The organism is Bacillus sp. sid0103 (assembly GCF_019219025.1).
On sequence record NZ_JAHUWN010000013.1, the window covers coordinates 141891 to 154757 of the forward strand.

Annotated in this window: 9 protein-coding genes and 1 pseudogene; 3 read left to right on the forward strand and 7 right to left on the reverse strand. The window is 36.8% G+C overall.

What is annotated here, in order from left to right; genetic code table 11:
* Positions 1-15: 15 nt before the first annotated feature.
* From KW850_RS16015 to KW850_RS16025, 3 genes are all read right to left on the reverse strand, one after another.
* A complete protein-coding gene (locus tag KW850_RS16015) occupies positions 16-2841 on the reverse strand; it encodes a DEAD/DEAH box helicase (RefSeq protein WP_218348585.1) in 2826 nt (941 codons plus the stop codon).
* Between the two features lie 362 nt (positions 2842-3203).
* The gene (locus tag KW850_RS16020) at positions 3204-3710 is read right to left on the reverse strand and encodes a PD-(D/E)XK nuclease domain-containing protein (protein WP_218348586.1); all 507 of its coding nucleotides are present in this window, start codon (positions 3708-3710) and stop codon (positions 3204-3206) included.
* 112 nt (positions 3711-3822) lie between these two features.
* Positions 3823-4218, reverse strand: a complete 396-nt coding sequence (locus tag KW850_RS16025) for a DnaD domain protein (RefSeq protein WP_256358278.1) — start codon at positions 4216-4218, stop codon at positions 3823-3825.
* Between the two features lie 602 nt (positions 4219-4820).
* On the opposite strand from KW850_RS16025, the gene KW850_RS16030 reads away from it, so the two are divergent.
* Positions 4821-5723: a DMT family transporter gene (locus KW850_RS16030; RefSeq protein ID WP_218348588.1), complete on the forward strand. Its 903-nt coding sequence runs from the start codon at positions 4821-4823 to the stop codon at positions 5721-5723.
* Positions 5724-6003: 280 nt separating this feature from the next.
* Here the strand turns inward: KW850_RS16030 and KW850_RS16035 are convergent, their stop codons facing one another.
* Entirely contained in the window at positions 6004-6147 is a 144-nt protein-coding gene (locus KW850_RS16035) for a hypothetical protein (RefSeq protein WP_218348589.1), read from the reverse strand.
* A 426-nt stretch (positions 6148-6573) separates the two neighbouring features.
* Here KW850_RS16035 and KW850_RS16040 point away from each other — a divergent pair, with 426 nt between their 5' ends.
* Positions 6574-7764, forward strand: coding sequence for an MFS transporter (locus KW850_RS16040; RefSeq protein ID WP_218348590.1), 1191 nt, complete (start codon positions 6574-6576; stop codon positions 7762-7764).
* A gap of 291 nt (positions 7765-8055) precedes the next feature.
* On the opposite strand, the gene KW850_RS16045 is transcribed toward KW850_RS16040, so the two are convergent.
* Positions 8056-8835 (reverse strand): nitroreductase family protein, encoded by a 780-nt coding sequence (locus tag KW850_RS16045; RefSeq protein WP_218348591.1) that lies wholly within the window; start codon positions 8833-8835, stop codon positions 8056-8058.
* A gap of 470 nt (positions 8836-9305) precedes the next feature.
* Complete coding sequence (locus tag KW850_RS16050) at positions 9306-11375, reverse strand: DUF4179 domain-containing protein (protein WP_218348592.1); 2070 nt, start codon at positions 11373-11375, stop codon at positions 9306-9308.
* A 663-nt stretch (positions 11376-12038) separates the two neighbouring features.
* Here KW850_RS16050 and KW850_RS16055 point away from each other — a divergent pair.
* Positions 12039-12500: an SRPBCC family protein gene (locus KW850_RS16055; RefSeq protein ID WP_218348593.1), complete on the forward strand. Its 462-nt coding sequence runs from the start codon at positions 12039-12041 to the stop codon at positions 12498-12500.
* Positions 12501-12749: 249 nt separating this feature from the next.
* Here KW850_RS16055 and KW850_RS16060 read toward each other — a convergent pair.
* Positions 12750-12863: pseudogene (locus KW850_RS16060) on the reverse strand (MFS transporter); the annotation flags it as partial.
* Positions 12864-12867 lie beyond the last annotated feature (4 nt).

Genomic DNA, 12867 nt, shown 5'->3' on the forward strand with positions numbered 1-12867 from the left:
CTCGATATGAGAAGACTATACTTTTTTTGTAAACTCAGTATATAAAGGTGCTGGAACTTCATTCTCTAGTTCCATTATGACAGTAATTGGCTTATCTCCTTCGAAGGAAATAGAATTTCCTTTCCCAATATAAATATACGGTTCAGTTTTTTCATCGATCTTTCTATATTTACGAATAAATAAGTGGAGATTTACGCCGCGCTGCTTATTAAAAATAATATTCTTACCTCTTTCGGACTGCTGGGTAGTATTATTCACCGACTGCCATTGGAACTCATAGGGGCTAATAAATTTATCCTTGTAGTTAATACTTTCCTTTACATCCTCTTCTTTATGTAAGTCAATGAAAAGGAAATACTCGTTCCCATTTGCCAGTAAACCGGAGCCCCTGAAAGAACTATGGATTTTCCGATAATTCGATAGAAAAGCAGCGTCTACCATTTGATATTGTTCATAAAGTTTAAAGTGAGGAACTCCGTAATATTCACCTTTGAATTCCTTTTCGTAGCGGAAAATTCCATAGGTGATGATATCTTCAATATACTTCCGGTAATCTTCATTTTCTAATACCTTTTTAAAAAGAGGTGTTTTAACTAGTTTACCATTGCTATAATGCACTAACTTAGGCTTATTCTTAATCTGAACACTATCATAGTAGTTTTGATTTAAGCACTCAAAAGCATGCAAAATGCTATCATCATCCACACTATTGATCATCTTTAGAATTTGATACTTAGCTGTTTCCAGGTCAATTTCCTCGTGTTGTTCTAACAAATACCGAAGAATGACAAACTCATATATCCTCTTTAGCGGAAGCTTACTTGATAATTCCTTCAGGATCCCCTCAAACGAATCGTTCAGTAACAGACTTTTTAAGTGCTCGTCCTTCTCTACTTTGGCTACAAATTGTAGATAAGTATAAATATTATTTTTTCCAGTAATAAATCTAAGTGGATCGGGTGCACCGTCGTATTTCAGATAATCCAGCAGTAAATAAGGAATTCGCCCCTGATTTAGCTTCTTAAATTCGAAATACTCTTCTTTCAAATACTTCATTGAATTAAAGTTTTCTTTATCAATCTGAGCCAAAATCCTTTCCTCAGAGATTTTGTCCATTTGAATATGAGTACACCCAGGAATATTGGCAAATCCAGTTGCAACCGCCACTTTTATACTTTCTTTATCATAGTAACGGCTCCCATTTAACGCCAAGGCAATCAGAAATGTTCTATTATGGTTTCCGATAAAGTCAAGAACTGTCAGAAATTCCTTATTTCTATGCTTTCGTAATCCCCTACCAAGCTGTTGAATAAAAACTATGGGAGAGTTTGTTGGTCGTAACATTAAGACTGTATTAACAGAAGGGATATCCACACCTTCATTAAAAATATCCACGGTAAAAATAAATTCTAACTCATCATTGTCATTCTCTAATCGGTTAATATATCGTTCACGGGTTTCAGGTGAATCCGCACCATACAGACACATACTTTTATAGCCCCGTTTATTAAATTCACTAGCCATATACTGTGCATGTTCAATGCTGACACAGAAGCCTAGGCCTTTTCTTTTGTCACCATCATGACCATAGAAATCCATCTTTTCAATGATAAAATCAACCCGTTCATTGACCTTCAACCTCTTGGTAATTTCGGTGATATCATCAATATCCACATCACTTAAATCGATGCCTTCGATATCGGTGATGCCAAAATAGTGAAAAGGAATCACCAACTCGTCCTCTAATGCTTCGTGCAGCCGTACCTCTAAAGCCACATTATTATCAAACAAATCAAAAACATTGTAACCATCACTACGTTCAGGAGTTGCTGTCATTCCCAAAGTAAACTTTGGCTCAAAATAGTTTAAGACAGTTTGATAAGTCGGACTAGTGGCATGATGGGCCTCATCAATGATTACATAATCGAATTCATCTTCTTCAAATTCCTCATAGCATTTAGATATTGTTTGGATCGTTGCAAACACATAATCTACATGTTTCTGTTTGTGATTACCTGTAAGTAATCCAAAGGTGATGCCATCATTAGGAAGAAGCATTTCAAAGGTATCTTTTGCTTTTTTTAAAATCTCTTCTCTATGTACGATGAACAGGAGTTTCCTTGGTTTAAAACTCTTCACATCAAATGCCGACATATAGGTTTTGCCTGTTCCGGTTGCGGCAATGACCAGGGCCTTTTTCTCGCCAAAACTTCTTAGTCGTTCTAAATTCTCTGTGGCCCGTTTTTGCATTCTGTTAGGGACAATATATTGTTTATTTTCATAAATCATTTGATGGGTTATTTGTGTACTTTTGAAACTCTTTAGAAAATCTTCATACCTACTAATAAAATCCTGATCGGCAACCTCACTCATATTCCATAGGTAATCGTATTCCTTTAGTACATCTTGAATAAAACGGCCATTCTCTTTAATAATGATCTCAACATTCCACTCAATATTACTCTTCAATGCACTTTGCGTAATATTGGATGAACCGATTATTACTTTGTAGCTATCTTTGTATTCAAATATGTAAGCTTTTGTATGGAATCCAATCTCTTTATCCGTAACAAAAACCTTTAAATCAACATTACTAAATTCTCTGATTTTTTCTAATGCCTTTGCATCTGTAAAATTAAGATAAGTGGATGTAATAATTTTACCCTTAATCCCCTCATTCTCTGCTTTCTTTAAGGGGTCGAGAAGAAGCTGGAGCCCACTAAAATTTATAAAAGCAACACTAAAATAGAACCGCTCACACTCGTTCATTGACTTTACTAATTCTCTTAATAAATTTCCTTTATCAGAATTGACAATAAGTTTCTTTTCGACCGCTTCCATTTGATTTCCCCTGACTATTTATTTCTCTCGGCATTATTAATGTTATTTTTTGGATACATTAAAAATTTTACAATATTTTAGAGTATTAAAAAAGATCCTATATTATTGAAAAGATATAGGACCTTAAATATTAAAACTTTTATTATGATTAATTTTCTATGGACTTATGCTACACTCTTAATAATCTCTCTTTAGGTGAAAAAATATAGGAATTTTATTGAAATATTTGCATTGGTTTCTTAAAAAGGGAATATGAGTGGATATTCAAATGGGAATCCTTTTAGTACGCCATATGATTTTTCCGGGGTATGTGGAATGTTTTAGTTGAATATACTTAACTAAATATCCGAAACCTTTTGAGATTAGGGTCTAATAAGAACCTTAACCTTCATTGGAGTGTCTTGTCGGTCTAGGTCATTTTCTAATCCCCGAGGATTTCCGATCAATCCATCAGGATCATATGTGAAACAAATTAAGGTTTTACAATCAGGGTGGGCTTTATATCGTTCAATATCCTCAATAAGTTGACTCCCCAAAGTCTTTGCATCTAACCCTCTTCTAGTTTTCTTTACCTCAACAACAGCTTGTTCTCTTTTAAGCAAAAAGTCCATTCTTGAACTTTTCCCCGCATAACTTGGAGTCCATTCCTCAGGCCTAACATCATCGAAATGTTGAAGTAACAAAGCATGGAGAAGATCTTGAACATCATATTCATCATTAATATCTAATGTCGGGCGGCTATTGTATCTAGATCTTAATTGCCTAGCTACAATGTGAAATTTATCGCAGATATTTTGAATGATATTAAGATAATCAACTTGAAGAACTTGACCTTCTTTTATGAAACCAGATTCCATATCAAGTTTCACTGACTCAAGAATTCCCAAACCAGCTCGAACAGAACTTTGATAACCGCGTTTTACTTCCTCCCTAAAAGAAACAATATATACATTACCATCTGGTAGTATACTTTCTAAGAAACTAAGTGTTCGTGTATGCCATCCTTTCTTCTATGGTAAGTAAGGAATCATTTAACCAGTTTTTCAGAATCCCAACCACATAGCTCAGCCTTCGCTTGTTATTGGCACAGGCAATATTCATCGCTTTTAAAATCACAGCTTTCGGCTGTAAAAAGCTAGAATCCTCTAACCAAGATAACAGCAGCTGTTTGGCATTCACGTTCGAAAAACCAAATCCAATGTTGTCCCAAAACTCTACAATTTCTTTTACATCTTTTTGATTATTCTGTAATGGGTTCTCGATGTCTGGATTTTCCTCTAGATTTGGATTTAGGGCTTCTTGTTGTTGTTTTTTATTTATTTTTTTATATTTATATCCTTGTTCTTTTTGTCCCCCTATCGTATAACGAAGCGTCAACGTATCGTCATGCTCTCCACATTCAGTATCTTGATATGTATTATTTTCAGTGACAGGCACTGTTCAATATAAAAAGTTCATTCACAAAATATTACCAAATAATTTTTAAAAATTGTGTGAACAAATACGAATGGAATTGATTAAAATCCGTATAAACCACGTGTATTTGTTTATTCAAACCTGACTAACTTTGCTTGGCACTCTGACCCAATCTATTGGACAATCCGACCAACTGTACTGGTCAATCTGGCCAGCTAACATGTGGTCAGATTGACAAAAGCAATACCAGAGATTACTACAAAGATTACTACAAAGAATATATAGTCGTATTCTCCAAAATTTGACCAAAGCGTTTTGATCTTTTTAATGGAAAAGGAGGTTTTCCCCCTATCCTTTTTGCTTCAAGATCTATATATAAATAGTGCAAGGATCAAATTCAGCTAAAGATGCAAATCATATTCAAGATTTCTTAATTGAAATATTTTACATAGGGGCGTATTCTATTAAAGTTAGTTTTTATAAGAATTAGGAGAGAGGCTCTATATATCTAAGATCTATGAGCCAGTCAGTTAGTTCAATTAAACTGAGGGAGAAGAGATCTGATGAAATTAAAATGGTTTTTAATGATGGCAGGCTTAATTATGATTTGGGGTGTTTCTTGGCCAATTTATAAACTTGCATTAGTATATACACCTCCTTTGCTTTTTGCCGGGATGAGGTGTTTGTTTGGCGGCGTGCTCTTAGGTGCGGTCATTTGGAAAACACGTGCTCGTATCCAATGGCGAAAGAATTGGAAAATATACGTCGTAACCGGCACTTTAAATATTGCTTTGTTCTATGGGCTGCAAACCGAGGGGCTTAAATTAGTACCATCTGGTTTATTCTCAGTCATTGTCTATTTTCAACCTATTTTAGTAGGTCTTCTTGCATGGCTATGGTTAGGCGAATCGATGACCTTACCTAAAGTATTGGGACTTATTCTAGGGTTTCTTGGAGTTATTTCTGTAAGCGCAGAAGGATTTTCCGGCCATGTTTCAATTTTAGGCATTATTTTCGGCATTTTATCCGCGCTTTCCTGGGCAGTAGGTACAGTTTACACCAAAAAAAATTCACACTCGGTTGACTCTCTTTGGATGGTTGCATTCCAGTGTGTAATTGGTGGATTAGTTCTGATGATAGCCGGACTTTCGTCTGAAAAGTGGACTAGTATTGTTTGGAATGATACGTTTTTATTGGGCCTTTCATTTGGTTCGATTCTGGGGATTGCGCTATCGTGGATTCTCTACGTCATACTTGTGAAAACAGGGGATGCAAGTGTTGTGGCAACATTTACATTCTTAGTTCCAATGCTCGCAGTTATCATCGGGACCGTATTATTAAATGAGCCCTTTACGAAACTCTTATTCTTAGGAATTGTACTGATCGTGGTCAGTATCTATCTTGTAAATAAGAAGCAAAAGCATGCGTCGGACCAGGTTGTCATTCAAGGGAAAATGGGAGTTTAATACCTCTGAAAGAAAAAATAAGGAAGTGCCCCTCGTTTTAATGGGTCACATTTTCATGTCAGTATTTAGGCATTGCACCAAAAAAGCCAGCAGAACTGTCACCTTGAATTAGCAATTTTGTATTGTCTGCTTCATAAAGTAGAAGTTATACATTTGAACGAAAATGATAGCTAAAAACATCGGCATCGAGCTATCATTTTCGGTAAAGAAAGAGTTCAAAATTGCTTAAATGTTACACGTGTATCGATTTACAATTTGAACAAATTAATATAGTGCCTTTTTAATAAATTTGTTTCATATACACAATCAATAAATTCTCATAACTTTTCATCATAATCTGGATAGCCAGATTCCATTTGCAAAATTCTACTTCTTCATTTTCAAAATAAGGTATGTACTCTACTAGCTTTTGATAATCTCCCATTCGTTTTCCCCCTTTGCTGATTATTGCATCGGATTTGCAAATTCATTCTCCCTTCTGTCTAAAACTTTCTATCCAGAAGCTTTAGCCTGATTAAATTTTCCGATTATATATACCCCTCCTTAAGGATTATTAATATGATAGATAGGTAAGATTCTTTCCTATACAAGTTTCATCCATTTCCGGTGATTATTAATATCTTAAATCCAAACTTTTTATAAAATTTGATCAAATTATTTATGTACTCTTTTCGTTAATTTCCATCAATTTCACTTTCTAGTGGAGCAGGTTTTAGAGCAAAGTATTCCGCTCCATAATAAAGCGCTGGTAAAAAGTATAGACTTTCCTAGTAAAAATGTTTTATGGTATGATGATTAAATTGTTTACTACCTTGTTTCACATTTACATTCATCTAAGAAAGAGGTATTTATGTACTCTACTGAATTGTCCAAGCAACATTGGTTGCTCATCTTTACACTTTCTTTATTAACATTTGTTCTCGGGACAAGCGAATTTGTTATTGTCGGGATCTTAACCGATATTTCCTCGGGTCTTCATATAACAAATGCAAAAGCGGGTACACTCGTTTCTGCGTTTGCCATTACGTTTGCCATTGCCACACCACTCGTGATGAGCGCAACAAGTCATTTCCCTAAGCGTAAATGGATGTTGTATTTGATAGGATCGTTCATCATTCTGAATGCTTTGTGTGTGATTTCGACGAGCTACATCATGCTCCTTGTACTTCGGATGATGACGGCGATAGTAACCGGAGTATTAATCTCTCTTGCCATGATTGTTGCAAGTGAAACCATTCCAAATGCAAAACGAGGACTTGCTATATCATTTGTTTTCGGTGGTTTTACTCTTGCAAACGTGGTTGGAGTACCAATTGGCACTGTCATCGCTGAATGGTACAACTGGAATGCAACCTTCCTGTTAACGACTTTTCTGGGTGGAATTGCGTTTTTAGCATCTTTCTTCATTTTGCCTAATAAGCTCAGTCAATTTCGGAGTTCGATGCGTGATCAATTTTCTTTGTTGACACACCCACGAATTTTAATGGCGTTTTTCATTCCATCTCTAGGATTTGGAGCGACCTATGCCGTTTATACGTATCTTGTTCCGATCCTGAAAGGAATGGCAGCACCAAGTAATTCAATCAGTTTGATCTTGTTTGGCTACGGATTTATTTCAATTTTCAGCAACATACTCGCTGGTAAAATTGCCAGCTACAATGCGATTGGGCGCCTTCGAATGGTTTTCCTTGTGCAAGCAATTGTTCTGGTCAGTTTATATTGGACGACAAATAATTTAATCTTTGGATTGATTAACATTGGCTTGATGTCATTAATGGCTATCCTTTTAACAACATCTACCCAGCTTTATTTGATTGACCTTGCCGGTATTTATCAACCAAAAGCGACAGGACTCGCTGCTTCACTGATGCCAGTCGCAAGCAATATCGGTATCGCCTTGGGTTCCGCAGTAGGCGGAATGGTTTACCATCAAGGAAATTTGATAAGTGTGACATTGGTCGGCGGGTTGATTGCTATCTTTGCCAGTCTTCTAACTTTTCTAAGTCATCACTTAGACCAAAAACAAACAAAACCCGCATAAGAGAGAATCTACGTACGCTTTGGCATCTTCGTTTTGATACCTTCAGATGGACAAAATCTTTCCATGGCATAATAAAAGAAAAAAGAAGTATCAAGAACGTTGAAGTGTTCTTTGATACTTCTTTAAAATGCCTCTCCCTCTTCAATCCCATTTGGTAAAACAACAAAAACTCTTTCACAGGATGCTGAACATGAGATTCCTTCTGATAGAAGGTTAAGAAATCCTTTTATTTATCTTTTCCGTAATACTTCTGAACAGGCTTGAGACACTGCCTCAAAGCCTGGAAAACCATCACTCATTATTCATAAAATTGTTCTGCTCCAAGTAATTCAGGACTGTCTGTGAAAACTCGTGGTGAGATTCTTTCGTATACTTGGCAATGGTATAGACTTGAGCAAGATTCTTTAATCCTAATCGTTCTGTCATTTCTTTAAGCTTAGGGATTTCCATATAGCGTTTCCATCCCTTTTCATTTCTCTCTTTGTAGATTTCTAGAATATCTTCATCAGAATAATCACGATACTGGTCGTAGTGAACAAGTCCATGCATTGGCAGTCGATCACGTGGGGCAGGTTTTTCTGCAGGATAGCCCAATGAATAACCCACAATTGGTACGACATTTGGAGGTAAGTTTAGTAGTTCACCAATTTGATTGCAATTTGCAAGCGTTGAGCCCATATAGCAAATACCTAGCCCAGCGTTCTCTGCTGCTAATGCACAATTTTGTGCTGCCAGAGTCGCATCAATGGCACCTATCATAAAACTCATGAAATTATCAAAATGTACAGGTGCATCATTAAGCGAAAGCCATTTTCTCATTCTATTAAAGTCAGCACAAAAGGTTAAGAGTATAGGTGCATCAACAACCATCGATTGTTCCATATGTGCGGTGTATAATTTTTTCTTAAGATCTTTGTCTTTTGTGACGACAATCGAATAAGATTGCATATTGCCACTTGAAGAGGCACGAATGCCCGCATCTAGTATTTGATCTAGCAGCTCTTGACTTATTTCTCTATCTTCATATTCTCGTATGGATCTGTGCCCATTTATCACATCGTTTAATTCCAAAGCAATCACTCCTTTAAAAAACTATAACATTTAAAATGAATGTTTTGAAAATAAATATTACAGGGACTTTTTAAAAAGTTCAGTTTCCCATTAAGAACGAATTCGAAAGAGACAAATTCACCGCACCTACTATACCGGTGTTTATGATCAGTTTCTTCGTAACATCAGTTCTTATTTGGCTGCTGAGTTTCGGAACAGATCCGTAATCCGCCATCTTTCGAAATAGTCGCCAACAACACGGAAGTCATCGAGATCGGAATGACGCTTATCGGATCGCCACTGAGGAGAGCGGCAACATGAACAGTACATAGATCAACCAACATACAGGAGTATACAAAAGCCATACACCTGCGCCGACCACGGCCGAGGCAATCCATATCGCTAACCGGTACCGATCCAACAGTCCCATAACTTATATAATCAACTGAAACATTTATCATGTTGCTGAAGTACCTCTCTACCTTTACATGTTAATCCAACGAAATCTTCACAACATCATCCAAATATTTTGTTGTATTATATCCAAAAATCTCCAGCCTTTTAGGAATCACCTTCTCTCCAGCGTTGTTACCGTCTAACTTCACGCTTTGAACGGTTTCGAAATAACGAGGCTGCTCGAGTTCTTCATATGCGACAGGGATTTCATCCGTATCATATTCGATTCCGTTTTTATCAACAAGCACTCCTTCAGAATTCATCTCCATTGAACTAGGTTCATTTTCATCTTCACCCACAATCTGGAATTGAAGCGACTCATATGCTCGATTCTCAATTTCATGATTGCTTATGGCAACATTGGTAGGCTGTCCAACTTCCACTTTGTCGATGGAGATTGTACTGCCTGCATATTCAAAGGTTTGAGGATATTCCTTAGAAGCATCCAGTTCGATGGTTTTTGGGTCTTCAAACGATAAATGAACAGATTCGAATTGAACGTTGACCTCTTTTGGTTTTTCTCCAAAAAGTGGGTCAAAGTGTGTTTGAAAAGTACTCCAATTTATGTCTTGTTGTGAAGAAGAGCTGCCATACATATCAGCTTTCACTTTTTTATTGTTCACTTCTAGATTGTCAATATTAAGAAAGTCGATCCGCTTCTCTGTCTGTTCATTTTTAATAGCATATTGCAGAATCGTCGCTGTGGGAGCAATGGTTAGTTTATCAAATCGAACCGGGATTCCCTCGACTTTTGTTTCTTCATCCAATGCATATTCGATAGAGGGCTGTTTTGTTACAGGGATCTCGAAGTTCCACTCCCCTGTTTCATAATCCTTGTTCTCGTAAGCCATAAGACTATTCCGGTCAGAGGAATCACGAATTAATTTCTGAAGCCTTGTAATCTTTAGTTTGATTGTCCCGTTATCCTTGGAGAGTGGCAGCAGACTAATCTTCCCTTGATACACGTTCTTCTCTTCGTTATTTACATCCGATTGAAGGTCAGGAGGATAGTACTTTTGATTTGCTTCATGGCTCATGATTTCATATTCGTTCTCCACCAAAACCCCATCATCATAGTTCATCACATATTGATTGTCTTCATCTGTATCTTCTATTTCATAAAAAACAAGCGTCTGAACATCATCAGCAATCGCACTATTGATTTTAATTTTCACCCCATTACTTTCCGCTTCCAGGTTCAGCCTTTCACCCAGGTCCTGTTGCAGAAAGGCACGCAATTGCTGATCTTCTTCTGTCCATGTATAGTAGAGGTTGGTAAACGACCCTGTAAAAACTTCTATACCCATTAATAATGCGAAAACACTTGCAAAAACAATCCCCATTCTTTTACGTTTATTGTTCTTCAGTTGCCTGTGCATTTCCTTTTCTGCCAGCCTAGCTTTGACATTTTCCATGAAATCAGATGGCACATGGGAATCCTCAATCCTTTCCGTAAGATTTAACATAGTTAACATGACATCCTGAAAGGAAGCCAAATCCTCCTGACATTCTTGACAATGATAAATATGTACCTCGAAACCAACCTTTTTCGACCGATCCATAGCTCTTTCTAAGTAATCGATGTATTCCTTATGATACTCCTTACAGCCATTCAAGGCTGATCCGTACCCCATTTCTTTTTTAAGTGACTGGATACCGGAAAACAAATGCTCTTTCATCTTTTCCACTGATACTTGTAGAAGATGTGCTGCTTCCTCCTTAGAGAGTCCTTTTACATATGTAAGAACAATCGCTTCTTTCTCGTACTCTTTCAATTGATCAAGTGCTTTAAATAAATCTTGACGTGGTTCACTTTCCTCTGAAGCTTGTAAACTTCTATTATCAGAAAGCTCCCGGCAGGTATGTATGAAAATGGAGGTAACCCTTGTTTCGAATGCTGTTTCTCTTTTAAATCGAGGCAACTCCTTGTGGACTTTTATAATGGACCGGTAAAAAAGCTCTTCCATTTGCTGCTGAGTCCTAAGATAGGACCAACCCAGAGGATAGAATGATTGTTTATGCTGATCGAACCAATCGACGATGGATTCCTCGCCTTTTTCTTCTAACGTAGTGATTGAAATGGAATCTATCTTTGCTGGGCTCATAAATGTGTTCCCCCCTCTTAAAAATTCTCTTTAAACCAATTGGTATTTGCATATTGAATTCTCTATTCATATTTTCAAAAATACGGGCTCATCACAACAACGGCAAGTAAATACTTTTTTCTTGGAGAGTGCCCGGTATCGTTTATTAAACTGATTAATAAATATCGTCTCTCTACTACTTTCCGATTCAAGCTCTAGCTTTTCGATTCTATGATTATGACATCCCCATGTAATAGTGCCTCTTCCAAAGCCCTCACACCTTTTCAAGAAAATCCCAAATAATACTTTTATTATAATATAACAAACTAATAATTGGGCTATATTTCCTTTTCTTGAAATTTGCTATTTATCACATACCCTACTACCTTGTGGACATTGCTCCTTCTGTCATAAAAAATAGATTGGACATTTAAGCTAACGGTGTAGATATTACTGACTTTGAAGGAAGCCCATTTAAAACAATTGATATGTTGCACCGCCTCGGCAAGCTTAGCAAAGAATCCTCAAACATGACACTGCATTTCTTATAGAATTCAAGTCACGTTACATTCGAAACCATTAAGATATCCTTCACCCGGAACATGGGGGACAAATCTCCCTTTAATGGAGGAAACATATAAATAAATGAAGGTCTTATTATTGAACTGGAAAGAGGGTAAATGAATGCCAACTGGAATGCATCAAGTGGAGGTAGATTTACCGCTTAGTAAGGTTTGGAATTTTGTTAAGGATATGGATAATTGGGCTCCTCTTATTCCTGGATATATTCAACATCGAAAATTTACGAATCGACAGTCTACTTGGGAGTTTTATAGTAACATTGGATTCATAAAGAAAAAGATTAGTCTGATGGTCACCATAAAAGAATGGATTGAACCGACAAAGGTTACTTTTCATTTAAAGGGGGAAAATGAGGGACTTTCAGGCGAAGGATATTTCCTGGCAGAATCGATAGATAAAAACAAAACAAAGATAACAGGCGCTCTTGAGATCATTGCCGGTGGAGCAATGGGGCCTGTGGTCAATGCGGTCTTAAAGACTCATCTTCCTAAAGTAACGAAGGATATGGTTATAGCGCTCTCCACTAAATTGGAAGAACTTAATAACATTGTATCTAGAGTTTAGAACCAAAAAAGGGACAGTCCCCCCTTCCGTTAAAAAATAAAGGATTAGGTGGGCTATCTCAAATGGTATGCAATGAAGGATATATCTATTCACTGTATCCAGCGAAACGTTCTTCATTCATGAATCTTTATAGGGATATATAATGTTATTCAAAGAACTAACGCCTATGAATCGGTTTTAATTGTATCCCTCAACCTATAAAGAATCCTCAAGAACACTTTATCTTTCGCAGCCGAAGCCCACAATCCATCACAATGACCAGATAAATAACCCAATACCATAAACCTTACGTGCACCGAACCGGTCAAGCAGCCAGCCGTCAGGTATTTGAAAGATTGTATAGGCCCAGTTAAAAGCTGAAAAGGCT

Bases quoted from the DNA above. Each gene is read 5' to 3' on its own strand.
- KW850_RS16015 (WP_218348585.1), bottom strand. From the start codon at position 2,841: ATGGAAGCGGTCGAAAAGAAACTTATTGTCAATTCTGATAAAGGAAAT.
- KW850_RS16030 (WP_218348588.1), top strand. From the start codon at position 4,821: ATGAAATTAAAATGGTTTTTAATGATGGCAGGCTTAATTATGATTTGG.
- KW850_RS16035 (WP_218348589.1), bottom strand. From the start codon at position 6,147: ATGGGAGATTATCAAAAGCTAGTAGAGTACATACCTTATTTTGAAAAT.
- KW850_RS16040 (WP_218348590.1), top strand. From the start codon at position 6,574: ATGTACTCTACTGAATTGTCCAAGCAACATTGGTTGCTCATCTTTACA.
- KW850_RS16050 (WP_218348592.1), bottom strand. From the start codon at position 11,375: ATGAGCCCAGCAAAGATAGATTCCATTTCAATCACTACGTTAGAAGAA.
- KW850_RS16055 (WP_218348593.1), top strand. From the start codon at position 12,039: ATGCCAACTGGAATGCATCAAGTGGAGGTAGATTTACCGCTTAGTAAG.